24 protein-coding genes are annotated in these 24,513 nt (G+C 71.9%); 7 read left to right on the forward strand and 17 right to left on the reverse strand.

Features of this window, described 5'->3' with window-relative positions; genetic code table 11:
• Positions 1–182: 182 nt before the first annotated feature.
• Positions 183–1,394: an alginate lyase family protein gene (locus ACFXJ5_RS20125; RefSeq protein ID WP_384632423.1), complete on the reverse strand. Its 1,212-nt coding sequence runs from the start codon at positions 1,392–1,394 to the stop codon at positions 183–185.
• A 99-nt stretch (positions 1,395–1,493) separates the two neighbouring features.
• On the opposite strand from ACFXJ5_RS20125, the gene ACFXJ5_RS20130 reads away from it, so the two are divergent.
• Positions 1,494–2,291 carry a rhomboid family intramembrane serine protease gene (locus ACFXJ5_RS20130; protein ID WP_384632426.1) on the forward strand — a complete coding sequence of 266 codons (798 nt, stop codon included), beginning with the start codon at positions 1,494–1,496 and terminating at the stop codon, positions 2,289–2,291.
• Here ACFXJ5_RS20130 and ACFXJ5_RS20135 read toward each other — a convergent pair.
• The 4 genes from ACFXJ5_RS20135 to ACFXJ5_RS20150 all read right to left on the reverse strand — a co-directional run bounded on the left by ACFXJ5_RS20135 (position 2,266) and on the right by ACFXJ5_RS20150 (position 7,478).
• Positions 2,266–3,666 carry a GH1 family beta-glucosidase gene (locus tag ACFXJ5_RS20135; protein ID WP_384632429.1) on the reverse strand — a complete coding sequence of 467 codons (1,401 nt, stop codon included), beginning with the start codon at positions 3,664–3,666 and terminating at the stop codon, positions 2,266–2,268. The two genes, ACFXJ5_RS20130 and ACFXJ5_RS20135, sit on opposite strands and share 26 nt — an antisense overlap.
• A 481-nt stretch (positions 3,667–4,147) precedes the next feature.
• The gene (locus tag ACFXJ5_RS20140) at positions 4,148–5,056 is read right to left on the reverse strand and encodes a carbohydrate ABC transporter permease (RefSeq protein WP_384632433.1); all 909 of its coding nucleotides are present in this window, start codon (positions 5,054–5,056) and stop codon (positions 4,148–4,150) included.
• Positions 5,053–6,003 carry a carbohydrate ABC transporter permease gene (locus ACFXJ5_RS20145; protein WP_384632436.1) on the reverse strand — a complete coding sequence of 317 codons (951 nt, stop codon included), beginning with the start codon at positions 6,001–6,003 and terminating at the stop codon, positions 5,053–5,055. The genes ACFXJ5_RS20140 and ACFXJ5_RS20145 overlap by 4 nt, the downstream gene beginning before the upstream one ends.
• 167 nt (positions 6,004–6,170) lie before the next feature.
• A complete protein-coding gene (locus tag ACFXJ5_RS20150) occupies positions 6,171–7,478 on the reverse strand; it encodes an extracellular solute-binding protein (protein WP_384632439.1) in 1,308 nt (435 codons plus the stop codon).
• A 226-nt stretch (positions 7,479–7,704) separates the two neighbouring features.
• On the opposite strand from ACFXJ5_RS20150, the gene ACFXJ5_RS20155 reads away from it, so the two are divergent.
• Together ACFXJ5_RS20155 and ACFXJ5_RS20160 are read left to right on the forward strand one after the other, a co-directional pair.
• On the forward strand, positions 7,705–8,487 hold the full coding sequence (locus ACFXJ5_RS20155) for an SAM-dependent methyltransferase (protein WP_384632442.1): 783 nt from the start codon (positions 7,705–7,707) through the stop codon (positions 8,485–8,487).
• Positions 8,480–9,124, forward strand: coding sequence for a class I SAM-dependent methyltransferase (locus tag ACFXJ5_RS20160; protein WP_384632445.1), 645 nt, complete (start codon positions 8,480–8,482; stop codon positions 9,122–9,124). The genes ACFXJ5_RS20155 and ACFXJ5_RS20160 overlap by 8 nt, the downstream gene beginning before the upstream one ends.
• Positions 9,125–9,150: 26 nt before the next feature.
• On the opposite strand, the gene ACFXJ5_RS20165 is transcribed toward ACFXJ5_RS20160, so the two are convergent.
• The 7 genes from ACFXJ5_RS20165 to ACFXJ5_RS20195 all read right to left on the reverse strand — a co-directional run bounded on the left by ACFXJ5_RS20165 (position 9,151) and on the right by ACFXJ5_RS20195 (position 14,378).
• Positions 9,151–9,567, reverse strand: a complete 417-nt coding sequence (locus tag ACFXJ5_RS20165; protein ID WP_384632448.1) for a PIN domain nuclease — start codon at positions 9,565–9,567, stop codon at positions 9,151–9,153.
• Complete coding sequence (locus ACFXJ5_RS20170) at positions 9,564–9,779, reverse strand: type II toxin-antitoxin system VapB family antitoxin (RefSeq protein WP_384632451.1); 216 nt, start codon at positions 9,777–9,779, stop codon at positions 9,564–9,566. The genes ACFXJ5_RS20165 and ACFXJ5_RS20170 overlap by 4 nt, the downstream gene beginning before the upstream one ends.
• 53 nt (positions 9,780–9,832) lie before the next feature.
• Positions 9,833–10,483, reverse strand: a complete 651-nt coding sequence (locus ACFXJ5_RS20175) for a DUF2238 domain-containing protein (protein WP_384632454.1) — start codon at positions 10,481–10,483, stop codon at positions 9,833–9,835.
• A 52-nt stretch (positions 10,484–10,535) separates the two neighbouring features.
• Positions 10,536–11,579, reverse strand: coding sequence for a LacI family DNA-binding transcriptional regulator (locus ACFXJ5_RS20180; RefSeq protein ID WP_384632456.1), 1,044 nt, complete (start codon positions 11,577–11,579; stop codon positions 10,536–10,538).
• 175 nt (positions 11,580–11,754) lie between these two features.
• Positions 11,755–12,714, reverse strand: coding sequence for a polysaccharide deacetylase family protein (locus ACFXJ5_RS20185; protein ID WP_384632458.1), 960 nt, complete (start codon positions 12,712–12,714; stop codon positions 11,755–11,757).
• Between the two features lie 106 nt (positions 12,715–12,820).
• Positions 12,821–13,303: a DUF456 domain-containing protein gene (locus ACFXJ5_RS20190; protein ID WP_384632460.1), complete on the reverse strand. Its 483-nt coding sequence runs from the start codon at positions 13,301–13,303 to the stop codon at positions 12,821–12,823.
• Positions 13,304–13,355: 52 nt separating this feature from the next.
• A complete protein-coding gene (locus ACFXJ5_RS20195) occupies positions 13,356–14,378 on the reverse strand; it encodes a helix-turn-helix domain-containing protein (protein WP_384632463.1) in 1,023 nt (340 codons plus the stop codon).
• Between the two features lie 212 nt (positions 14,379–14,590).
• Between ACFXJ5_RS20195 and ACFXJ5_RS20200 the strand changes: the two genes are divergently transcribed.
• Together ACFXJ5_RS20200 and ACFXJ5_RS20205 are read left to right on the forward strand one after the other, a co-directional pair.
• A complete protein-coding gene (locus ACFXJ5_RS20200) occupies positions 14,591–15,994 on the forward strand; it encodes a protein phosphatase 2C domain-containing protein (protein ID WP_384632466.1) in 1,404 nt (467 codons plus the stop codon).
• A 104-nt stretch (positions 15,995–16,098) separates the two neighbouring features.
• Positions 16,099–17,520 carry a glycoside hydrolase family 47 protein gene (locus tag ACFXJ5_RS20205; RefSeq protein ID WP_384632469.1) on the forward strand — a complete coding sequence of 474 codons (1,422 nt, stop codon included), beginning with the start codon at positions 16,099–16,101 and terminating at the stop codon, positions 17,518–17,520.
• Between the two features lie 31 nt (positions 17,521–17,551).
• Here ACFXJ5_RS20205 and ACFXJ5_RS20210 read toward each other — a convergent pair whose 3' ends face one another.
• Positions 17,552–18,022 (reverse strand): OsmC family protein, encoded by a 471-nt coding sequence (locus ACFXJ5_RS20210; RefSeq protein ID WP_384632471.1) that lies wholly within the window; start codon positions 18,020–18,022, stop codon positions 17,552–17,554.
• 195 nt (positions 18,023–18,217) lie between these two features.
• On the opposite strand from ACFXJ5_RS20210, the gene ACFXJ5_RS20215 reads away from it, so the two are divergent.
• Positions 18,218–18,679, forward strand: coding sequence for an ATP-binding protein (locus ACFXJ5_RS20215; RefSeq protein WP_384632474.1), 462 nt, complete (start codon positions 18,218–18,220; stop codon positions 18,677–18,679).
• An 80-nt stretch (positions 18,680–18,759) separates the two neighbouring features.
• Here the strand turns inward: ACFXJ5_RS20215 and ACFXJ5_RS20220 are convergent, their stop codons facing one another.
• On the reverse strand, positions 18,760–19,815 hold the full coding sequence (locus ACFXJ5_RS20220; RefSeq protein WP_384632477.1) for a DUF2637 domain-containing protein: 1,056 nt from the start codon (positions 19,813–19,815) through the stop codon (positions 18,760–18,762).
• Between the two features lie 185 nt (positions 19,816–20,000).
• A complete protein-coding gene (locus tag ACFXJ5_RS20225) occupies positions 20,001–20,831 on the reverse strand; it encodes a (2Fe-2S)-binding protein (RefSeq protein ID WP_384632480.1) in 831 nt (276 codons plus the stop codon).
• Between the two features lie 166 nt (positions 20,832–20,997).
• Between ACFXJ5_RS20225 and ACFXJ5_RS20230 the strand changes: the two genes are divergently transcribed.
• Entirely contained in the window at positions 20,998–21,780 is a 783-nt protein-coding gene (locus ACFXJ5_RS20230; RefSeq protein WP_384632483.1) for a GntR family transcriptional regulator, read from the forward strand.
• Here ACFXJ5_RS20230 and ACFXJ5_RS20235 read toward each other — a convergent pair.
• Both ACFXJ5_RS20235 and ACFXJ5_RS20240 read right to left on the reverse strand, forming a co-directional pair.
• A complete protein-coding gene (locus ACFXJ5_RS20235) occupies positions 21,767–22,540 on the reverse strand; it encodes a hypothetical protein (RefSeq protein WP_384632486.1) in 774 nt (257 codons plus the stop codon). The two genes, ACFXJ5_RS20230 and ACFXJ5_RS20235, sit on opposite strands and share 14 nt — an antisense overlap.
• A 113-nt stretch (positions 22,541–22,653) precedes the next feature.
• Positions 22,654–24,318 carry a PucR family transcriptional regulator gene (locus ACFXJ5_RS20240; RefSeq protein ID WP_384632489.1) on the reverse strand — a complete coding sequence of 555 codons (1,665 nt, stop codon included), beginning with the start codon at positions 24,316–24,318 and terminating at the stop codon, positions 22,654–22,656.
• Between the last annotated feature and the right edge of the window lie 195 nt (positions 24,319–24,513).

A 24,513-nucleotide genomic window follows, 5' to 3' on the forward strand; every position in this document is an offset into this window, starting at 1 on the left:
GCCTTCGGCCGGGAGGTACCCCCACCCCCAAGCTCTCGGCTTCGCTCGAGCAGGGGGGACCCCCATCAAGGACTTCCGGCCGCCTTGCGATCGCACGCACCGGACGACGCTCCTTGACGGGCAAACATTGCCGGTCACGGCACTAGTGCCAGACCGCACCACCACGGACAACCCCGGCCGGGTCACCTGCCGGGGTTGTCCGCGTGCGTCAACGTCTCCCACGCCACGAACAGATCGTCGGTCCCGGCCGGCCGCTGCCGCGCCGTGAAGAGCAGCGTCTGAGGCATCTCCATGTGCAGCCGGTGCCGCAGATCGTTGACCGCGACCTCCGTCACCGCCCCGAGTCCCAGCTGCACATGCCCGCCGCACAGCCACTCCGGCACCCGAGCGCCCATCTCGTACCGGGCGTGGAACTCCAGCGCCGCCCGCACCCGCTCATGGATCTCGCCCCACACGTCCACGCCCTGGTGGAAGGCGGTCTCCGCGATGTGCGCCGTCGCCGCCAGCGAATACCCCACATGCCGGAAGTTGCGGCAGGTCTCCTGCGCGATCCCGTCCGGATACTGCCGCTGCCCGAACCAGTACGTCGCGAGCTGGTCCGGCGTCCTGATCGAACTGCCCTCCGGGGCCGGCGGCAGCGGCCCGTCCGAGGCCAGGTGGAAGTAGGCCCGCACCCGGTCGCGGAAGCGACCCAGAGCCTCCTCGAAGGCGTGCCGGTCGTCCAGGAAGACCGCGATGCCGGTGGCGGCGTCCTCCATCGCCAGGTCCCAGTTGCCGTTGTAGTCCGGGACCCCGCTCGAGACCTTGGGCAGATAGACGTTGCGCAGCATGTCCGAGAAGCGCTGCACCCCCCACTGCGGCCAGCCGCCGCCGACCTTGTACGTCCACCGGATGATCTCCGCCGCCCGCGCCCACGAGGCGCCGGCCCACGCCGCCTGCAGATCCGCGTCGCCCTCGGTGTGGTCCCGTATGGTCCCCGACCAGGCGTCCATGACCCGGATCGCGGTGTCCGCGTACGTACGGTCCCGCGTGACGTACCAGAGCAGCGCCTGTGTGTAGGCGGCAAGAGCGTCCTCGCGCTCCTCGACGCAGCCGGCGCTCGGCCCGTTGTCCCCGGGGCAGACGATTACGTCGCGGGGGTGGGGCGTGTAGCCGTGGGCACCGTAGCGGCTGGTGCGCATCGCCGCGAAGGCCGAGGCCCAGGGCTGCTGCCCGGCCCGGACGCGGCGCCGGACGGTGTCGAGCTGGGCGCGGCTGACCAGCACGCCCGGGTGGTGGAAGCCGGGCTCGCCCCAGGCGTGCGCGGCGGCAGCGGGGGCGGCGGTCAGCCCGGGTATGAGCAGCAGGGGTATGAAGAGCACAGCGCTGACAAGACGATTGACACGCGGTCGCATGAGCACCTCCGAGGCGAGTTCGCCTTCGCAGCGTCGCCCGACGGACCGTTCCTCCGCAGAATCTGATAGGCCGTTCAGGTCCGGGGTAGGAATGGCCGTGTGGTGATTCCCGTACACGACCTGAACCCGGTGCGCCGGACCCCGTGGATCACGTACGCCCTCATCGCCGTCAACGTGGTGGTCTTCCTGCGCACCCCCGGCGTGGCCTCCATCACCGGCGGGACCTCCCTCGACACCCTCTGCCACCAGCAGGCCTTCGTCGAACACTGGGGCGCCGTCCCCCGAGAACTGATCGAGAGCCGGATGCCCCGCCTGGTGCCCACCGGCGGCGTGGGCGTGGGCGCGGGCGGACCCGGCTGCCTGCTCGGGCCGCCCGGGTACACCAAGTCATCCGTGCTGTCCGTCCTGACCGCGATGTTCGTCCACAGCAGCTGGACCCACCTGCTCGGCAACATGCTCTTCCTGCTGATCTTCGGCAACAACATCGAGGACCGCCTCGGCCGCATCCGCTACCTGCTCTTCTACCTGGTCTGCGGTTACGCCGCCGCCTACGGCTTCGCCCTCGCCGACCCCTCGTCCACCGTCCCCCTCATCGGCGCCTCCGGTGCCATCGCGGGCGTCCTGGGCGCCTACCTGGTGATCTTCCCCCGGGTCCCGGTCTGGGGCCTGGTCCCCTTCCTCTTCTTCCTCCCCCTGCGACTGCCCGCCTGGGTGGTGCTCGGCTTCTGGTTCGTCCTCCAGGCCTTCTACTCCGCCGGCTACGGCACCTCGGCGGCGGGCACGGTCGCCTATCTGGCCCACGTCGTCGGCTTCATCCTGGGCGCCCTGCTCGCCATCCCCCTGCGGGCGGGCACGCCCCCGCCACCCACGGTCAGGCCAGTCCGCCGCGTGCGATGACGTCCGCGTACCAGCGGGCGCTGTCCTTGGGCGTACGGCGCTGGCTCGCGAAGTCCACATGCACCACGCCGAAGCGCTTGCTGTACCCGAAGGCCCACTCGAAGTTGTCGAGCAGCGACCACAGGAAATAGCCCCGTACATCCGCGCCCTCCCCGATCGCCCGGTGCACGGCGCTCAGATGCGCGTGCAGATACGCGATCCGGTCCGGGTCATGGACGGCGCCCTCCGGGTCGGCATAGTCGTCGTAGGCCGCGCCGTTCTCCGTGACGATGAGCGGCACGCCCGGGAAGTCGTCCCGCAGCCTCCCCAGCACCTCACGCAGACCGTCCGCGTCCACCGTCCAGCCCATCGCCGTCCGTGGGCCCGGCGCCGGCACGAACCGCACCCGCCGCTCGGCGCCCGACCAGGGGGACGGCGTCTCGTGCGACCCGGCGCCGACCACCGTGGGCGTGTAGTAGTTCAGGCCCAGCGAGTCGATCGGCCGGGAGATCTCGGCCAGGTCCCCGTCCCGTACGAACGACCACGCGGTCAGCCCCGCCGTGTCCGCCAGCAGATCCTCCGGATACCGCCCGTTGAACACCGGGTCCAGAAACACCCGGTTCGCCAGCGCGTCGACCCTGCGCGCGGCATCCAGATCCTCCGGCGAGCGGCTCGCCGGCCGCACCGCCGCCGGATTCAGCGTCAACGACACCTCGGCCCCCGGCGCCAACCGATCCCTCAACACGGCGGTCGCCAGCCCATGCCCCAGGTTCAGATGGTGCGCCGCCCGCAGCGCCGCGACCGGATCCGTACGCCCCGGCGCGTGCACCCCCTCCCCATAGCCGAGGAACGCGGCACACCACGGCTCGTTCAACGTCGTCCACATCGGCACCCGGTCCCCCAGCGCATCCGCCACCAACGCCGCGTACTCCGCGAACCGCCCCGCCGTCCCCCGCTCCGGCCAGCCGCCCGCGTCCTCCAACTCCTGCGGCAGATCCCAGTGATAGAGCGTCAGCACGGGCCGTATGCCCCTGCCCAGCAACGCGTCGACCAGCCTCCGGTAGAAGTCCAGCCCCTTCTGCACCGCCGGCCCGCGCCCCGTCGGCTGCACCCGCGGCCACGACACGGAGAACCGGTAATCCGTCAGCCCCAGCTCCGCCATCAACGCCACATCCTCCGGCATCCGGTGGTAATGGTCCGCCGCCCTGTCCCCGGTATCCCCATTCCGCACCTTCCCCGGCGTCCGGCTGAACGTGTCCCAGATCGACGCCGTCCGCCCGTCCTCCTCCGCCGCCCCCTCAACCTGATACGCCGCCGTCGCCGCGCCCCACCGGAACCCCGGCGGAAACATCAACTGCGCTGCGCGCGGTGCGGTTTGGGGGGCGGTCGTGGTCATGGGGGCCTCCAATGGGACCGATTTCTGTATGCCGCCTGCGCCGGTCGGGTGGCTGGGGTTTGTCGTGCGGCGTTCGCCGGGTGGCCGGGTTGGGCCAGCCCGTCCGCCTCAGGCGGACGGCCTACCCCCAACCCGGGGGGAGAAGAAGTGAACGGCGGGAGGGCCGGGGTCGGAGCCACCCCACCCACCCGGGGGTAGCAGAAGAGGGGCGACGGGGAGGGCCGGGGTCGGAGCCACCCACCCACCCGGGGGTAGCAGAAGAGGACGGCGGGAGGGCCAGGGTCGGAGCCACCCACTCGGGGGAGCAGAAGAGGACGGCGGGAGGGCCGGGGTCGGAGGGGTGGGGGTTCTGGACGCTCCGCATATTTGTGTGCGGCATGCCGGGCAAGAAAACCGGTGGCCCGTCACGCACGTAAATATGTCGGTCCAGGACCTCCAGCCCCGGAGGCCCCGGACCGGCAGCGAACGGGCCAGGGCGCGGTCACCCCTTGACGGCACCCTGCATGATCCCGCCGACGATCTGCCGCCCCAACAAGCCGAAAACCAAAAGCACCGGCAACGTCCCGAGCAGCGTCCCTGCCATGATCACCGACTGGTCGTGCACATAGCCGCCCCCCAGCTGGCGCAGCGCGACCTGGACCGTCGGCTCCTGGGAGGTCAGCGCAATGATCGGCCAGAAGAAGTCGTTCCACGAGGCCATAAAGGTCAGCATCCCCAGCACCGCCATGCCCGGCCGGGCGATCGGTATGACGATGCTCCAGAAGATCCTCGCCGTCGACGCCCCGTCGACCCGGCCCGCCTCGATCAGCTCGTCCGGAAGCGCCTGCACGAGGTACTGCCGCATGAAGAACACCCCGAAGGCCGAGACCAGCCCAGGCAGGATGACCGACTGCAACTGGTTCACCCAGTGCAACTTGGCGATCAGCATGAAAAGCGGGATGACCCCCAACTGCGGCGGAATCATCATCGTCCCGACGGTGAGCGCGAGCAGCGCGTTCCGGCCCCGGAACCGCAGCTTCGCGAAGGCGAATCCGGCCAGCGTCGAGCACAGCACCGTACCGACCGTCACCGAACCCGAGACGACCAAAGAGTTGAGCAGCGCCTTGCCGATATCGGCCTGCTGCAGCACCTGGTCGAAGTTGTGCATGAGATTCCCGCCCGGCAACAGGGACGGCGGGGACTGCGCCAGCTCCGCGTTGGACCGGGTCGCGGCGACGATGGTCCAGTAAAAAGGAAAAGCGGAAAAGAGCGCGGCCACGATCAAAATCGCGTAAGCCAGCCGCCCCCCGTGATGCTGGCGCCCCGCACCGGTCGTCCGGAGCCGCAGTTTCCTGGCCGGGGCCTGACCACCGGCATCCGCCCCGCGAGGGGGCGCGGCAAGCGCGGTCATCGGTCGCCCTCCCCACGAACACGACCACCAACACGGGCACGACCCCGGCGCCGCGCGATCGCCGTGTTCACCAGCACGAGCAACACGATGAGCAGGAACATCACCCACGCGATCGCCGCCGCCCGCCCCAGATGGAAGAAGCCCCAGCCCTGCTCGTACATATAGAGGCCGAGAGTCTGGTACTGGTGCGAGATGCCGCCGGAGATGCTGTTCTCCAGAAGCAGCGGCTCACCGAAGAGCTGGGTCGCGCCGATCGTCGACACGACGATGGTGAAGAGGACCGTCGGCCGGAGCCCGGGAAGCGTGACGTGGAGGAACTGCTTGAAGCGCGAGGCCCCGTCGAGCTCCGCGGCCTCGTAGAGGTCGCCGGGGATGGACTGCATGCCGGCGAGGTAGATGAGGGCGTTGTAGCCGGTCCAGCGCCAGGTCACGATGGTCGAGACGGCGATCTGAGATGTCCAGGTGCCGGACTGCCAGTCCACGGCGTGGACGCCGACCAGGCTGAGCAGCCAGTTGATCAGGCCGTAGTCGCGGCCGAAGAGCTGGGCGAAGACGAGCGTGGCGGCGGCGACGGAGGTCGCGTACGGCAGCAGCATCGTGACCCGGAAGAAGGTGCGGCCGCGGAGCTTGTAGTTGAGGAGATGCGCGAGGCCCAGGGCCATGAGGAGTTGGGGGACGGTGGAGATCACGCCGATGGTGAAGGTGTTGCGCAGCGCGGTCCAGAAGTAGTCGTCGCCGAACAGCGCGGTGTAGTTGTCCAGGCCACGCCATTCCATCTGGCCGGGCGTCTGGAGTTCGACGCGGTAGAGGGAGACGTACGCGGTGTAGAGCAGCGGGAACAGCCCGAACGCGGCGAACAGGGCGAAGAAGGGCGCGACGTACGCGTACGGCGACAAGGTGCGCAGCAGGTGCCTGGGTGGGGGTGGGGCCGTGGCGGCGAGGGTCATGAGCAGGACCTTCGGTCGGAGGGGGCGCCGGGTCCGGCGCCGAGGAGGGCGAACCGGACCCGGCAGGCGGGCGGAGCCCCTGGCCGAGGAGGGCGAACCGGACCCGGCAGGCGGGCGGAGCCCCTGGCCGAGGAGGGCGGACCGGACCCGGCAGGCGGGCGGAGCCCCTAGCCGAGGGCGTTCTTGATGCCCTTCTCGGCGTGTGACCAGGCCGTCGAGGACGACACTCCCTTGCGCTCGACCTCGCCGAGGGCGTTGGTGATCTGGGTGTTCACGTCGTTGTCGTTGATTCCGAGGATCTGGACGGGGGACTGCTCGGCGGCCGTGCCGAAGATCTGGCCGATGGGCGCGTCACCGAAGTACGGGTCCTTGACGTCCTGGACGGCGGAGATCGCACCGAGGTTGGAGGGGAAGCTGCCCTGCTTCTTGAAGAGCTTGGCCTCCTGCTCCTTGGCTGTCAGCCACTTGACCAGCGCGAAGGCCTCCTTGGCGTGCGCGGAGCCCTTCGGGATGGCCAGGTACGAGCCGCCCCAGTTGCCCGCGCCGCCGGGCAGCGTCGCCACGTCCCACTTGCCCTTTCCGGTGTCGCCGGCCTGGCCCTTGATGTAGCCGAGCATCCACGCCGGGCAGGCGATCGTGGCGAAGGTGCCGCTGCTGAAGGCCTGGTTCCAGGCGGGCGTCCACTCGGCGAGCTTGGCGCTCAGGCCGTCCTGGGCGGCCTGGACCGAGGTGTCCCAGGAGGCCTTGACGGCGGGGTTGGTGGCGTAGACGAGCTTGCCGGAGGAGTCGTAATACCGTTCCTTCTGCTGGCCGTTGATCACGGAGTAGAGGCTGGCGACGCTGTCCGTCCAGTAGCTCTTGGCGGCCGCTTTCGCCTTGTACTGCCGGCCGAGGGCGAGGTAGCCGTCCCAGGTGGCCCACTTCTTCGCCAGTTCGGCGCGGTCGGTGGGCAGGCCGGCCTTCTTGAACAGGTCCGCGCGGTAGCACATCGCCTCCGGGCCGACGTCGGTGCCGAGCCCGAGGGTGCGGCCGTCCGTCGTGGTCGCCGCCGACCACTTCGCCGCCGAGAAGTCGGACTTGAGGCTCGCCGCGCCGAGGCTGTTCAGGTCCTCGAACTTGTCCGCCTGCTGTTGCGTCACCGCCGCGATCCGGCCGACCTCGATGCCCTGGACGTCCGCCAGGCCGCCGCCACCGGCGAGGCGCGTCTGCAGGGCCTTCCAGTAGTCGGCCTCGTTCTCGGTGCTGCTCTCCTTGATGGTGACGTTGGGGTGGAGTTTCTCGTACTCCTTGTACAGCCCGGCCTCCTTGTAGCCGAACGTACCGAACAGATCGACGGTGAGCGTGACCTTGCCCCCGGCGGCTCCGTCCGAGGACCCCCCGGACGACCCGGATCCGCAGGCGGCGAGCAATGCCCCGGCAAGCGCCACCGCCCCGAGTCGGATGGCGGTGCGTCTGGCGGCTCGGGCGATCGGCATGGAAGCCTCCCATGGCTTCAAGGCGGGCATGAGCGCGCCTTTGAGAGCGCTCTCAAGGACTGCCCAGGAGACTGCCCGCCTCCGCCGCCGCCGTCAAGAGTCGAACCCGTAACGTTCCGAACGCGGCCCCAAATGCCTGCCACTTTCCAAGTGTTGACAGGGGGTCCCGCGGTTCGCGCCGATATTCGCTGTCCGCGGCGCCGGGCCCTCGCTAGCGTCCCGGCGTATGACCGACACCGATCTCCCGCCCCGGCTCACCCGGCTCACCTTCCACGGGCCGCTGTCCGAAGCGCGGGCCGCGCGCGCCGTTGACAGGCTCATCCGGACCGGGCCCGCCACGGTGCTCGACATCGGCTGCGGCTGGGGGGAGTTGATGCTCCGCATGCTTGAGGCGCTACCCGGCGCCAAGGGTGTCGGCATCGACGTCAACGCGGCCGACCTGACCCGAGGCGGGCGCAACGCCGAAGCGCGGGGCCTGGGCGGTCGCGTCGAGTTCGCGGAGGAGTCGGCTTCCGGAACCACGCGCGCGCCGGCCGACCTCGTACTGTGTCTCGGCGCCAGCCACGCCCTCAGCGATGCGCAGCCCCCGCACCACACCACCGCGGCGCTCAAGACCCTCCGCCGCCTGGTCGCCCCCGGCGGACGTGTCCTGCTCGGCGAAGGCTTCTGGCGGCGTACCCCCACGCCCGCCCAACTCGCCGTCATGTGGCCGGACGCATCCGTCGAGGAGTTCCACGACCTCGCCGGGCTCACCGATCTTGCGGTCGAGGCCGGTTTCCGCCCCGTATGGATCGAGACGGCGAACGACGACGAATGGGAGGAGTTCGAGTCCGGCTACCAGTCCGACCTGGAGGAATGGCTCGCTACCCACCCCGGACACCCCCTTGCCGCCCAGACCCGCGACCGGGTCGACAAACACCGCGCCGCCTGGCTGCGCGGCTACCATGGCGCCCTCGGGATGGCCTATCTCACCCTGGCCCCCGTCGACGGGGAGGCCCCGCATGCGTGATCTGGACAGCCAGGTCGGCTACTGGGATGCCGTGGCCACCAGCAAGACGTTCACCCACCCGCTGCATCTGCCGTGGCTCGACGGCGTGGACCCGCACGCGGCGATCCTCGACTACGGCTGCGGATACGGCCGGACGCCGGCCACGCTCGAAGAACGGGGCTTCGACAACCTCGCGGGCGTCGACACCTCCCCCGCCATGATCGACCGGGCCCGCAGCCTGCACCCCGGCACGCGATTCGCCGTACTGGACGCGCCACCGGCCCTGGCCGACGCGGACGCGAGCGTCGACCTGGTTCTGCTCTTCGCGGTGCTGACCTGCATCCCCGGCGACGACGCGCAGCGCGCGCTGGTCGCCGAACTGGCTCGCGTCCTCAAGCCCGGAGGGCTGCTGTACGTCAGCGACCTGCTCCTGCAGGAGGACGAGCGCAACCTCGACCGCTACCGGCACTTCGCCGACCGCTACGGCACGTACGGCGTGTTCGAGACGAGCGACGGAGCGGTCTGCCGGCACCATCCGGACGACTGGTTCACGTCCCTGCTCACGGCCTTCGAGCTCACCGACAGCCGGCGCATCACGGTCGGCACGATGAACGGGCACCAGTCGGCCGGGATCCAGATCCTGGCCCGCAAGGTGTGAGCCGGGGCGTCTGAACGTGGTCGCCGTCAGTCGGCCGTGCCCGGTGGTACGACCCACTGCGTCGGCTGATCCGTGATGGCGGCGATCATGTCGAAGTCGCCGTCATAGTGCAGGACGGTCGCGCCGTGACGCTCGGCTGTCGCGGCGATGAGCAGGTCGGAGACGGAGAGGGCTTTCCGGGTTCCCGCCCTGATGAGCTGGGTCTGCACATCCACGGCGCGGTCCCAGGCCTCGTCCGGGGTGGAGAGCCAGGCGAAGCCGCTCATCTCGTCGCGAATCCGCTCGGCGTCCGCTTTGGATCGGGCGCTGTGCAGGACGTCGAGTTCGACCGCCCCGCAGATCGCGAGCAGCCCGGCGTTGTGCAGCGGCTCGATCACAGCTCGGACGGCAGGCTTTGGGTAGCGGGCCAGCGCGGACTTGTCGATGAGGAACCGGTTGGTCATGCGGCCCGGTGTGGATCCGCCGGAGTCTCGACGGGGCCTGTCAGGTCGGGCAGACCGCCCTCGGCGAGCCAGTTCAGGAACGATGAGCGCTTGCGGCGTTTGATCGCATCATCGAGGGCGGCGTTCACGGTGGCGACCTTGGTCGTTGTACCGAAAATCTCCGCTGCCTCGGCAAGCATCCGGTCATCGACATCTATGACAGTTCGTGTCATGCGGTCCTCCTTCTGGCTGAGCACCACGATATCGAATACTGCGGGATCCGATATCAAGCGCGTTGCAGCGACGCCAACTGGCGGTCGTGGACGCGGCTGAGCAGCAGCAGCGACACGACGGCGCCGATCAGGGCGCAGAACATGTCCCACTGGGTGTCCCAGACGTCGCCCTGCGTGGCGAGGAAGGCGTCGGCGGAGTGGCCGCCGATGAGGGAGGCCCACCATTCGAGGAGTTCGAAGAAGGCGCTGAAGGCGAGGCAGGCGCAGACGGTGAGCGGGGGGAGCCAGCGGGAGCCGCGAAGGGGGGAGGTACGGATGAGGAGTTCGCGGACGAGGATGGCGGGGACGAAGCCCTGCATGAGGTGGCCGATGCGGTCGTACGGGTTGCGGGAGAGGCCGAGGGAGTCCCGGAGCCAGTCGCCGAGGGGGACTTGGGCGTAGGTGTAGTGGCCGCCGACGGCGAGGACGAGGGCGTGGAGGGCCAGGAGGCAGCAGAGCAGACCGGTGAGGGGGAAGCGGCGCCGGAGCAGGACGACGGTGGGCAGGCCGAGCATGATCCAGAAGGTCTCCATGACCCAGGTGGGGCGGTCATGGGGCTGGAGGCCGGAGACGACGAGGATCGCGAGGACGAGGGCGGCCAGCAACGGGGGGAGCGCGCGCCGGCCGGAAAGACGGGCGGAAAGACGGGCGGAGAGCTCTGTCATGCCGGTAAGGGTGACGGGGGCCGGGGCCCCGGACATGAGTACCGCTACTCATTCACGCGGACGTACGCCTCACCAGTTGGGTCGGGATGACCACCGACGACAGGGGGCGGGGGACTCCGTCCTCGGGGCGTTCGAGGCCGCGCAGCAGGAGGCGGACCATGAGGCGGCCCATGCCCTCGATGTCCTGGCGGACCGTGGTGAGCGGGGGGTCGGCGGCTTCGGCGACGGACGCCATGTCGTCGAAGCCGACCACCGCGACGTCGTCCGGGACGCGGCGGCCGTGCTCGCGCAGGGCGCGCAGGGCGCCGGTGGCCATGAGGTCGGAGGCGACGAAGACGGCGTCCAGGTCGGGGACGCGGCCGAGGAGTTCGGCCATGGCGCGCTCGCCGCCGGCGGCGGAGAAGTCGCCCTCGACGATGAGGCGGGGGTCGGTGTCCGGGAGGAGGTCGTGGTAGCCGTCGAGGCGGTCGACGGAGGCGGTCTGGTCGAGCGGGCCGGTGATGGTGGCGATGCGGCTCCGGCCGAGGGAGGCCAGGTGACGTACCGCGTCGCGGGCACCGCCGCGGTTGTCCGAGTCGACGTAGAGGATGCCGCGGTCGTCCTCCGCGCCGGACCAGCCGGGGCGGCCGCCGAAGACGGTGGGGAGACCGATCCGGCTGATGATGCCGGGCAGCGGGTCGTCCGCGTGCAGGGAGAAGACCAGGGCACCGTCGACGTGGCCGCCGCCGAGGTAGCGGCCGACGCGGTCGTAGTCCTCGGTGCCCTCGACGAGCAGCAGGACGAGTTGGGAGTCATGGGCCGTGAGCTCGCGGCTGATGCCGAGCAGTTGCTGGGCGAAGAAGGGGTCGGCGAAGACCCGGGACTCGGGCTCGGCGACGATGACGGCGACGGCGTCGTTCCGGCGCGTGACCAGGGTGCGGGCGGCCTGGTTCGGTACGTAACCGAGTTCGGCGACCGCCTGCCGTACGCGTTCGACGAGCGGCGCGCGCACGCCCGCGCCGCCGTTCACCACGCGGGACGCGGTGGCCCGCGAGACGCCGGCCCGCTCGGCGACGGCTTCGAGGGTGGGGCGGGGCGCGGCGTGGCGGTCGGTCAAGGCAGGCTCCGTTCTCCGGTACGGGAACAGCCTAGCCGGTGATCGAGAGAGCGCTCTCTCGATCCCGCATCCCCACCCCTACCTCCCCGGGTCGCCCACGGTTCGTCCGCCGGTCCCACAGGTCACCGCACAGGTCACCGCACGGGTCACCGCACAAGTCACCGCACGCGGAGCCTCACCGCACCGGGAAGCCGAAACCGTACCCCTGCTGCCTGAGCCACGGCAGCACCTTGCGCAGCGCGGCGACGGTCTCGCTGCGGTCGCCGCCGCCGTCGTGGAAGAGGATGGTCGGGCCGTTGGAGATCTCGTTCTTGACGGTGGCGACCAGCGCTGCCGTGCCGGGGCGCTCGAAGTCCTTGGAGTCCACGTTCCAGCCGAGCGGCCGCATGCCGTGGGCGGCGGCGAGCTGGCGGCTGAACGGGGTGAAGGCGCCACCGGGAGCACGGTAGTAGAGCGGCTTCACGCCGCCGGAGGCCTGCTCGATCATCTGCTCGGCGTCCAGGATCTCCTTGGACTGGTACGCGGTCGACTTCTCGCCCATGGTCGTGTCGTGCGAGACCGAGTGGTCGCAGAGCCGGTGCCCGGCGGCGACGACCTGCCGCACGATCTCCGGGTGGGCGGCTGCCTCCGGGCCGATCATGCAGAAGACGGCCTTCACGCCGTTGTCCTTGAGGACCTGGAGGATCCGCGGGGTCCAGACCGGGTCGGGGCCGTCGTCGATGGTGATGTTGACGGCGTGTTGGCCCTCGTCGGAGGCGTGCGCGATGTCCATGTTCACGCGGGGGGCGGGCAGTTTCGGGTCGGGCGTCGAGGTCTGGCCGGGGATCAGCGGCGCGGTGGCAGTCCTGCCGGGCCTGGCGGTGGCGGAGTTCCCGGCCTTGGCCGTGGCGCCGGAGGCGTCGGCCGGGTCGGTGGCGGTGGGAACGGCGGGCGCGGTGGTCGGGGCGGTGGGGCTGACCGTCGGGTCGGCCGTCCTGGTCGTCGCCCTGGGGCGCGGCGTCGCGGCCGTCGTGCGTCCCCCGCCGCCGGCCTGTGCCGTCCAGATCGACGTCAGTGCGGCCGCCCCCGCGACGCCGACGGCGGCAGCCGCCATCGCCACGCGTTCGCGGTTCCCCCGTATGCCGTTCCGTGCCATGGTGCCGTACTCCCGTTGCCGTGTGCGCTGGTGTTGCGCATGAGAGGACGTTATCGGGAGCGGCGCGGATCCCTTTGTTACGGACCTCGGACAAACCGTCGGCGGGTCATCCGGCGATGACCGCGCCCACCCACGCACCCGCGACGAGCAGGCACGCGAAGAGCTCGATCAGAATCCCGAGCCCGATCGCCCGCATCGCGGTCCGCGTCGAGACCCAGGCCCCGCCGTGGCTGCCGAGCCGCACCCGTTCGAAGACGTACAGCCCGACCACGAAACCGAGGAGCGCGCCGACGACCGGCACCACGAAGAAACCGGCGATGGCCGTCGCCCCCGCCACGAACAGGGCACGCCACGACACGCCGGCGGCCCGGATGGAACGGGTCGGCAGCAGCCACTTCAGTACGAGATTGAGCAGCAGCACCCCGGTCGTCGCGGCCAGCACGCCCCACGACAGCGTGGTGTGCTCGTGGGTCGCCCACCACAGCACGGCGGCCCAGCACAGCAGAGGCCCCGGAACACCCGGCACGAGCACGCCCAGCAGGCCGAGCACCATCACGGCGCCGATCAGGCACAGCTGTGCGGTCCCCATGCGCACACTGTGCCGTAAGGCGGTCGGCTCTGCCCCCTGGTTTTACGCGGCGTCACCAGTCCATGTCCGCGCGACCACGAATGCCGTCGCGCGCGACCCAACCACGCTCGTAGGCGTGCCAACCCAACTGGAGCCGGGTGCTGACCTCGGCGATCTCCATCAGCCGCTTCACGCGCCGCTGCACCGTGCGCAGTCCCAGGTCGAGCTGCTTGGCGACGCTGGCGTCCGTCAGCCCGGCCAGCAGCAGCGACAGGATCTGCAGGTCGACGCCGTCCGGGCCGTCGGGGCCCTCCTCCTGCGGGACGCCGACCGCGTCGAGGCGCAGCGGCAGAGCCTGCCGCCACACCGCCTCGAACAGGCCCATCAGGGACTCCAACAGCCCGCTGGCGTGCACGATGAGCGCGGCCGGCCCGGCGGTGTTGCGGGCGAGCGGCACCATCGCCAGTGAACGGTCGGCGACGACCAGCTTCGTCGGCACCCGCTCGATCACCCGCACCTGCTCGTCGCGGCCCAGCGCGGCGGCCAGCTCGGACAGCCCCGCCTCCGCGCTGATGACCTCGCGCTCGACCACCACCCGGTACGTGACGCCGCGCCCGACGGCCTGCTCCTCGGCGACGTTCTCCACCCCCGTCACGGCCACCGGCTTGCCGGTGACGAGAGCGCAGACCTCCTTCTCCGCCCCCAGCTGCAGCTGCGCGAAGCGGTTGGCGACCGCGCTCGCGCCGCTCACCACCTCCACCAGGTCGTGCACCATCGACTCCGCCGCCTCGGCCCGGAACTCCTGGGCGAGCAGGGCGGCCGCGAGTTCGGCCTGTTCCAGGCCGTGCCGCTGCTGGGTGAGCAGCGCGCCGAGCGCCACCGCCGGAGGAGCCGCCACCCAGCGCCCCGAGTGGCCGGACGAGGCGGACGACTGGGCGACCAGTCCCCGGCGTTCGAGCTGCCGCAACGCCCGCACGGTGCCCTCCTCGGGCAGCCCCAGCCGGTGCGCGAGGTCGGTGACCTCGGCCGCGCCGAGCCCCACCAGAACGCGGTAGACCGACTCCTGGTCCTCGTCCAGTCCAATGGCGCCGAGCACTGGCACCCCTTCCGGAGCGTATGCGGAAACGGAGTGGCGGAAATGAGCCATGGCGCAATCCCGCCGCGCACATCATCGCTGTTCGAACCCATGTCCTGGCAAGGTATCTCTACCAGTTCGCCCGACGAGCGGCCCGCGGAGGGGGCCGGCCGACCGTCGGGCCATTGGTGTTTTCTGGTTTCCTGCGGCGTGTCCCGGTGGACAATAAGGGCATGAGTCAGCAGGGGGAAACCGACCACCGTCAAGAGGACGAGTGGTGGCGGCAGTTGTACGGGGAAGCGGACCCGGCGGTCCCAGGTCCGCGCGACCCGGACGGCCGGGGCGGCGACGACACGGTCGACGACCGGTACGCCTCCGCGCTCGACGCCCTCGGGGGCGCCCAGCCCGACATACGGCCGGCGGTCCGGCCCGACGTCCGGCCCGAGGGCCCCGCCACCCCGCCGGCCGACGTCCGGCCCGCAGTCCCGGCCGAACCACCGCGTGCGCGGGTGCCCGAGCCACGGCCCTGGGAGTACCAAGGATCTCCCGCCGCGCCCACGACCTCCGGTGACGGGCGGATGACGCTGCCTCAGGCGCCCCCGCCCGCACTTCCGCCCGGGTGGGCGCCGGCCGACGCCGGGCCCGGGCTCGAGATCGACGCCGGGCCCCGGGCCGAAACCGCCGCCGAGCCCGAGATCGGTCCCGAGATCGAGGTCGGGTTCGTGGGCGACGGACCGCCGACCTACGAAGCCGAGCCCACCGCCTGGCCCCTGGCGGATCCGGTGAACCTCGACGACCTCGTACCGGACACCGTGCTCGACGGCGCGCGGTACGGGGTGCTGACGGTGCGCACCGCCTCCGTACGCGGGGACTCGGCGCGCTACCGGGGCGAGCCGAGGCGCGACGCGCTGCTCGCGGCCCGCTTCGGCACCGGCGACGACGCGCTGCTGCTGCTCGCCGTGGCCAGCGGGCCCCGGGCCGCCGAGGCCGCGCACCGGGCGGCGCAGGACGCCTGCCGCTGGATCGCCGGAGCGGTGGGCCGCAGCCACGCCCGGCTGGCGGAGGACATCCGGGCGGCCCGGCGCGGCGCGCTCAAGTCCGGGCTGCACCGGCTCACCGACCGTTGCTACGGGCGGTTGCGCGCCCGGGGTGAGGAGCTCGGGCTCGACCCCGCCGAGTACAGCGCGGCTCTGCGCTGCCTGCTGCTGCCCGCCGACCCGGAGTGCCGGACCCGGCTCTTCTTCGGCGCGGGCGACGGCGGGCTCTTCCGGATCCGCGACGGCGAGTGGCAGGACCTGGACGCGCAGCGGCCCGACGAGGCAGCCGGCGCCGACCCCGACCCCGACCCCGACCCCGACCCCGACCCCGACCCCGACCCCGAGGACAGCATCCCCGGCGCCGGGCCGGCCATACGCTTCCGCTTCCGTGCGTCCGTCGCGCAGCCCGGCGACACGCTGCTGCTCTGCAGCGGCGGCCTGGCCGAGCCGCTGCGGGGCGAACCGGGCCTGGCCGCGCACCTGACCCGGCGGTGGGGCTCGGGGGAGGCGCCGGGGCTGGCGGCCTTCCTGGGCGACGCCCAGACCCGGGTCAAGGGCTACGCGGACGACCGTACGGCGGTCGCCGTGTGGGAGACGTAGGGAGACGTAAAGGCGAAGGGAGACGTAGGGAGGCGTAGGGAGGCGAAGGCCAACCGGGAGCCGCTGCCCCGTAACGCCCCGGAGGGGTGAGGGGTTTGCCGGGTATGACGAAACACTCGCGTCCCGGCGGACTCACCCGGCGCAGGCTCCTGGGCGGGCTGGCGACGACGCTCACCCCCGCGGCGGCCCTGGCCGGTACCGCCTCCCTGGCCTCCGCGGCCTCGGCGGCCCCGGATCCGTACGCCGCCCTCGGCGCCGACGTGGTCACCGAATTCCGCACCGCCTGGGACTCCTACCGCCGGCTCGCCTGGGGACGGGACGAGCTGCGGCCGCTCAGCGGTAGCGGGTCCGACTTCTTCATCCCCGGCGGCAGCCTCGGCCTGACGATCATCGAGGCGTTGGACACCCTCTATCTGATGGAGCTCGACACCGAGCTGAGCGCGGCGGTCGACTGGGTCAAGAACGACCTCCGCCTCGACCAGCGGGCCCCCGTCCAGGTCTTCGAGGCCATCATCCGGCTCGTCGGCGGACTGCTCTCCGGCTACGCCGCCACCAAGGACTCCGCCCTCCTGGACCGCGCCCGCGAACTCGCCGACCGCCTGCTGCCCGCCTTCCAGCGCTCGGCGACCGGGGCGCCCTACCGGTACGTCAACCTCGCCACCGGCGAGGTGAACGGTGCCGAGGCCCCGCTGGCGGAGGTCGGCACCTGCGTCGCCGAGTTCGGCGAGCTGTCCCGGCTGACGGGGAACCGTACGTACTTCGACGTGGCGAAGAAGGCGCTGAAGGCCGTATACGATCGGCGTTCGCCGCTGGATCTGGTCGGCACGACCATCAACGTCGAGACGGGCGCCTGGGTCGGCACGACGGCGACCCTCGACCCGCCCGTCGACTCCTTCTACGAGTATCTGTGGGACGGCTGGACCCTGTTCGGGGACCAGGACCTGCGCACCTGGTACGACACGCTCACCGCCGCCGTCTTCGACCGGCTGGCCGAGCGGCGCGACGGGCGGCTGTGGTTCCGGCAGGCCGACATGACGACCGGGCGGATCACGGGGCACGGCCAGTCCGAGCTCACCGCCTTCTACGCGGGACTGCTCGCCCAGAGCGGCAGGACGGCCGACGGCGAGCGCTACCACGACTCCTGGACGGCGGCACTCGGCACGTTCCGGCTCCCGCCGGAGTACCTGGACTACCGGGCGATGCGGGCGCTCAATCCGGCCTACCCGCTGCGGCCCGAGTACGTCGACTCCTGTCTCTTCCTGTGGCTGACGACCGGCAAGGACCTCTACCGCTCACGGGCGCGCGAGCTCTACGCGCGGCAGAAGCGCCACTGCAAGGTGGCGCGCGGCTACACGGTGGTGGACGATGTGACCGCCCGTCCGATGCGGCTCGGCGACCTCACCCCGGGCTACTGGTACAGCGAGAACATGAAGTACTACTACCTGCTCTTCGCGAAGGCGTCGCGCTTCGACTACCGGGACAACTACCTGAGTACGGAGGGAAATGTGCTGCGCGGCCTCAAGTAGCGGCCTCAAGTGGTGGACGGAGGCAACGGCCTCAGCCGGCCACCGTGACGACGGGCTCGTGCCGCACCGGGAAGTTGACCGAGTTGGCGATGAAGCAGGTGCGGTGGGCCTCCTCGTGGAGCTTGACGGCGGCGTCGGCCATCCCGGGGGAGGTGACCTCCACGCGTGGGTGGAGGACGACCTCGGTGAAGTGGCCGCCGCCGTCCGGGGTCTGGGTCATCGAGCCCTGGGCATCGTCGGTGTAGGAGGTGACCACGATTCCGGCGACGGCGCAGGCGTGCAGGTAGGACAGCATGTGGCACTGGGAGAGGGCGGCCAGCAGCAGCTGTTCGGGGTTCCAGCGGGACGGGTCACCGCGGAAGGCGGGGTCGGAGCTGCCGGGGATGGGCGGGACGCCGCCCGCGGTGACGTCGTGGGCGCGGTCGTAGGCGCGGTAGGCGCTGGTGCCGGTGCCGCGGTTGCCCGTCCAGGTGACGGTGGCGGCGTACGTGTGCGTGATCACGGCTACTCCTTGTCGTGGACGCCGGACCCGGCGGGGGCGCCGCAGGTGTCCAGGGCGTGCTCCTGCATGCAACCCACCGTATTTCCTCCGTGCACCGCAGGTAAGCGTCGAGAGGACTGGACCTCCCCGCCGATGGGCATGCATTGCGCGAGGATGTTCGATGGAGGTACGACGAACGCGGCCGGAGCGGAGCCGATGGAACGTCATACTGCGGAGTCGAGTGGTGAGGGGGGCCGGGGGGTCGAAGCGGCCGCCCAGGGACGGCAGTTGCGGCGGTTGCTCCAGCACGCCGACCTCCCGGCGGTGGCCGAGTCGCGCAAGGTGCTGCGCGACGCCCTGCGCGGCTGGGGCGTACCGGGACTCTCCGACACCGCCGAACTCCTCACCAGCGAACTGGTCACCAACGCCCTGCAGCACACCGACCGCGGCGCCGTCCTGACCGCGACGCTGTCCCCGGGCATCGCGCCCCGAAGCCGCCGACTGCGCGTCGAGGTGCGCGACTTCGTCGCCCGGCATCCCCGGCTGAGGGCCCCCGGTGACCAGGTCACCTCGGGGCGGGGGCTGTTGCTGGTGCAGGCGCTGGCGGACGCGTGGGGCGTGCACCCGGAGGGGACCGGCAAGGTGGTGTGGTTCGAGCTCAGCATCGACACGGCGTGAGCCCCGGCGACCAACGGGTCGCCGGGGCTCACGGTCTGCTGCCGACTGTGTTGCTGAACGGTTTCTGCGGGGCCGGCCCGTCAGCCGTACTGGCGCTCCAGGTCCGCCAGTTTGCGCTCCAGCGAGTCCAGCTTCGGCAGTGTCATCGTGTCGTCCTCGGCGGTGAGGTCGATGGCGCTGGTGCTGGGGCGCGGCGTCTCACCGCGTACCGGCGAGAGGGCCGGGCGGGAGCGCACGGGGAGTTCGGCTGCTTCCGGTGTGGCTTCTATGGCAGGCTCCGCGCTGGCCTGGCTGCCGGCGGAGGACCCGCTCGGCAGCTCGACCTGGCGCCCACCGCCGCCGCGGTTCCAGACCCGGTGCTGACGGCTTATGGCCTTCACCCGGGCCCGCTCCAGCCGCTCGTGGTCCCGGCGGCGTATGGCGTCCTGCTCCTTGCGGACCTTGTCCTCGCGAACCTCCTCGACCGCCTCGTCCAGGGTGCGCACGTTCTCGAGCAGCATCAGCGACCAGGCGCTGTACGTCTCGCGGGGCGCCCGCAGCCAGCGGACCATGCGGATCTGCGGCAGCGGCCGCGGGACGAGACCCTGCTCGCGCAGCGCCGCCCGGCGGGTCTGCTTCAGGGCCCGGTCGAACAGGACGGCCGCGGACATCGACATGCCGGCGAAGAACTCCGGTGCGCCCGCGTGGCCGCCACCGCGCGGCGCGTGCACCCAGTTGAACCAGGCCGCCGCGCCGGCGAACAGCCAGACCAGCATGCGGGAGCCGAGCGCCGCGTCACCGTGACTGGCCTCGCGCACCGCGAGGACCGAGCAGAACATGGCCGCGCCGTCCAGGCCGAACGGCACCAGGTACTCCCAGCCGCCGGTCAGGCCGAGGTTCTGCTGACCGAAGCCGACCAGCCCGTGGAAGGACAGGGCGGCGGCGACCGAGGCGCAGGCGAAGAGCAGGATGTACGAGGCGCTGCCGTATACGGCTTCCTTCTTGCGGCGCCTGTCCTCCGACCGTTCCCAGGAGTCCGCCTCGCTGTTCTGCTGGGCCTTGCGGTTGCGCAGGAAGAAGACCGCCACGGCGGCGGCGACCGCCAGGCCCACGGCGCCCGAGAGCGTCCAGTCCAGCGATATGTCTGTAAGTCTCATCGTGCGTTTCCTAGCGTCGGTCGCTTACCGTCGCGCTCGGGCCGCGAGACGGCGTTCGCGCGACATCTTGGCGAACGCCTCGGGCGCGTGAAGCGGTTTCGGGACAAGAGAACGCCAACGGAGGGGTTGGCTGGTGCGAGGCGGACAGAATATACGAACTGAGGTGCCTGAATCGCACAGTTGCGTTAGCTGTGTGTGAGATCTGTGGACATCCGGTTGACGCGGTCCGCTTCGCAGGTCCTCGGGCAGGTCACGCAAGTCTCCGCGCCCGGAAGGGTGTAGACGAGGCAACAGGAAATCCGGTCACGCGTGCGGAGCGCGGCGTCGTCCGGTCCCGCGAGGTCCCGGAAGCCCGCGCCACCGGCGTACGGCTGGGTGTGTCCCGGGAGCAGCAGGCCGAGTTCGGCCACCGCGCGGTCCTCCTCGCCGAGCAAGTGCCCCAGGTACCAGAGGCCTTCGGTGATCTCGTCGGTCGCCATGCCCCACAGCGCGTGCGGGCCGCGCCGGGTGCGGGAGCGGAACCCGCCCAGGACGGGGGCGAGATGCTCGGCGACGGCGGCCCGCAGGTCGGCCCGCAGTGCCTCGGGGGTCGGGACGGTCGTGGCGTCGGGGAGCGCGGCGGCCGGGTCGCCCGGCAGGCAGGTGAAGCCGCGCGGACGGACCGTCATACGGCCCTCCGTGCGGTGGAAGGACACGTCGTCGGCGGTGAGGCGGGGGACGCGGCGGTGCAGGAACCAGGGGACGGTGAACAGCAGGCAGGCCGGCCAGGCGTAGCGGTGCAGTCCGAAGCTCGCGACGACGTCGGGGCGGCCCCGGCGGCCGTGGTCGGCGATGATCTGGGCGTCGTCCCAGGCGAGGAAGGCGTCCAGTGCCGTGCCGCCGTCGGCGAGTTCGCGGGCGGTGACCCAGCCCTCGTCCGTCCGGGGCGCCTCCTCGCTGACGCGCAGGCCCGGGAAGGCCGCGCCGAGGCGTTCGTAGGCGCCGGTCAGCGGGGAGACGGGGGCGGCAAGGTGCATGGGGACCGTCCACGGGAGGGTTCGGGGGGCAGGCTCGGGAGAGGAGGTAAGGCTTACCTTATCCATTAGGGTCGAGGTTTACTCTCTCGGAGCTGCTCCATTGGAGTGGTCCAATAGAGACAGCGCGCGCCGATGCAGCCGCGCGCCCCCGCACGAAGGAGCCCCAGTGGAGTACGGCCCCCGCGCCGCCCGGCACCCCGACCTGGGCTCGGCCCTGCCGCCGGGCCGGGCCGAGCAGGTACGGGGCGAGCACCCGCATGCCGAGCAGGGGGTCGCCGTACCCCTGCCGCGCCGGATGCCCGAGCGGCACTCCGTACGCGACCAGGTCCTCGCCGCCCTGCGCAGCGCCCTGGTCACCGGCGAGCTGGAGCCCGGCGGGGTGTACTCCGCCCCGGCCCTGGCCGAGCGCTTCGGGGTGTCCGCCACCCCGGTACGCGAGGCGATGCAGTTGCTGGCCCGCGAGGGCGCCGTCGAAGCGATGCCCAACCGTGGTTTCCGCGTGGCCGAGCGCAGCGCCCGCGAGCGCGCCGAGCTGGCGGAGGTCCGGGCCCTCCTCGAAGTCCCGGTCGTCGTCCGCCTCGCCCGCACCCTCCCCGCCGAGCGCTGGGAGGCCCTGCGCCCCTACGCCGAGGCCACCGTCGCCGCCGCCGCGCTTGGCGACCGGGCCGCCTACGCCGAGGCCGACCGCGCCTTCCACCGGGCCATGCTCGAACTCTCCGGCAACCGCCAGCTGGTGGCCGTCGCCGACGAACTGCACCGCCGCGCCCAGTGGCCGGTCGCCGCCGCCAGGCGCGGCCACGCCACCACTTCGCCCGGCCGGCGGACCGGCACCGTCTCCGCCGAGCTGGTGGCCGACGCCGGCGAGCACGCCGTACTGCTCGAAGCGCTCGTCGCCGGCGACGTCGCCTCCGTCGAGTGCCTGGTACGGGAGCACTTCACCGGCCGTTGACGCCCAGCTCGTCCGCCAGCCAGACCGGTACGCCGCCCAGCAGCCGGAGCAGGCGGCACGCCTCCGCGCGCAGCCGGGCCGCCTCGGGCTCCGGCTCGACCGTGGCGAGGGACACCAGGGCGGGGGCGGCGCCGATGAGATAGCCGAGCTCGGTGCGGATCCGGAGGGATTCGGTGAAGCCGCGGTGGGCTTCCGCCAGGTCGCCGTCGCGGGCGGCCAGCCCGGCCAGGTGCCGCCAGGTGAACGAGGTCAGCAGTGCGTCGCCGTGCGCGACCGCACCCGCGTGGGCGCGGCGGTACGCGGCCCGGGCGGCCACCGGGTCATCGGCGAGGTTCTCGGCGACCAGGCCGCGCCGGAAGTCCAGCAGCGGCCGCCCCGGGGCGCCCGGGGTGAGCAACGCCGCGCTGCGGCCGAGCGCCGCGCTGGCCTCGTCGGCGCGGTCGCGTACCGCGAACTGCGTTGCCAGGTAGGCGAGATGGCCGCGCTCGCAGGCCGCCTCGCCGCGCTCGTCGTCGCTACGGGCCAGGGCTTCGGCGGTGCGCAGCGCGTCCTCGGCCTCCGGCCAGCCGTCGAGGGTGAACAGACACTGCTCGCTGAGCAGTGCGGCCCGTTCCAGGGCGGGGCCGTAGGCGGTCAGTGCGTACGGCGCGAGCAGCGTCGCGGCCTCCGTCCAGCAGCCGCGGGCCCGCAGCCGCCAGACATGGGGCACGGAGCCGCCCGCCGTCGGGTTCGGTTCGGAATCCACCTCTGCGTCCGACATGGCGGTGTCCGCCACATGCCCTCCCAAGCGCGTCATCGAGCCGGTGCCGGAAGTTCAGCACGGCACGGGGTGTCACGCCAAGGGGTCGGCGGTGGGCAACCGCGCCGACCTGGTCAGCTCATGCGCAGCGCGAGGAAGAAGTCGAGCTTGTCCTCCAGCCGCGAAAGGTCGCGTCCGGTGAGCTGCTCGATACGCCCGATCCGGTAGCGCAGCGTGTTGACGTGCAGGTGGAGCCGGGTCGCGCAGCGCGTCCACGACCCGTCGCACTCCAGGAACGCCTCGAGCGTGGGGATGAGCTCGGCCCGGTGCCGCCGGTCGTAGACCCGGAGGGGATCCAGGAGCCGCGCGGTGAAGGCGCGGCGCACGTCGTCGGGGACGAAGGGCAGCAGCAGCACGTGCGAGGCCAGCTCCTCGTGCCCCGCGACGCAGACCCGGCCCGGGCGGGCGGCGGCGACCCGCCGGGCGTGCCGGGCCTCCTCCAGGGCGCCGCGGAGGGCTTCGGCGGAGTGGACGGTGGCGCTGACGCCGAGCGTGAGGCGGCCGTCGCCGTCGAGGCCGCGGGTGAGGGGGCCGCGCAGGGCGGTGAGGAGGCCGTCGGCGGTGAGCTCGGATGTCTCGTCCGGTCCCACGGAGGCCGGTCCCACGGAGGAGAGGGGGACCAGCGCCATGGCCTCGTCGCCGGTGTGGGCGACGGCCAGGCGGTCGGCGAAGTCGGGGCCGACGGCGGCGGGGTCGACCAGGGCCTCCTCCAGCAGGGCCTGGGCGACGGGCCCCGCGCCGCCCGGCAGCTCGGCGCCGGACCATTCGACGCGGGCGACGACGACCTGCCAGTGCGGTGCCGCGCCGTGGCCGGGCACCAGGACCGGCGCGGCGACCCGGAGCCGGGCGGCGACCTCGGCGGGCGGGGCGCCGGCCTGCACCAGCTCCAGGACCTCCTGGGCGAGGCGCCGGCGCACCGTGCGGGCGGCCTCCCGCCGGTCCCGCTCGACCGAGATGAGCTGGGTGACGCCATGCAGCAGGTCGAGCCGTTCACCGGGCCAGTCACCGGCGTCGGCCTCGACGGCCAGGAACCAGTCGGACAGCAGGGTTGCCCGGGGGTCGTCCCGGGGGTCGCCGGTGCGGATCGGGAACAGCGAGTACGTACGGCCGCCGATGAGGGTGCGGTGCGGGGAGGGGCGGGCGGTTCGGGTGGCGGCCAGGTGCTCGCCGGCCAGCTCGGCGCGCAGCGCGGCGGGGAGGGGGTGCGAGGACCCGGCGATCTGGCGGCCGGTGGTGGACAGTACCCAGGCGCGCAGATCGAGGTCGCTGCCGAGCAGGTCCAGTACGGCGTCGGGGCCGCCCCCGGCCGGCCCCGAGGACATCAGCCGCCGGTGCCGGTCCACCACGGCGGCCAGGTCGCCGGCGCGCTCGGTGGAGACCTGCCGTACGACGTGCTCGGTGATCGACGCGAAGGCGACGTCCTCCGACACCGAGAACAGCGGGAGCCGGTGCCGGGCGCAGGCCAGGACCAGGTCCTGGGGGACGGAGCCGAGCTCGGCCTCGCCCGCTGCGAGCCCGGCGACCCCTGCCGATGCGAGAATACGGACAAAGCGTTCCGAATCGTCGGGGTCGCGCCGCCAGGCGAGTCCGGTGAGCACCAGCTCCCCGCCCGTCAGGTAGCGGCTCGGGTCGCGCAGGTCGGTGGTCATCACCCCGCGGACCGCGCGGTCCAGCTCCTCCTCGCCGCCCAGCAGCCGGAGGCCCAGTGCGTCGGTGTCCAGCAGTGCGCGCAGCCGCATCGTGTGTCGCCTTGTCTCGAACGTGTCCCTGGTGCAAGGGGTACCAGGGTCGCGCCCGCTTCGTTCCATCGGTATTGCCGGGCGGATGCCGTGATGTTTCGTAGCCCGGTCTTTCATAGGAATCTACAAGACATGGGGGCTGGCCAGCCAAGTGCTTCATGCAATCAGTGACTGCGCCCGGACGGGGCCACAGCG

The organism is Streptomyces sp. NPDC059373 (assembly GCF_042751495.1).
Taxonomy (GTDB): Bacteria; Actinomycetota; Actinomycetes; order Streptomycetales; family Streptomycetaceae; genus Actinacidiphila.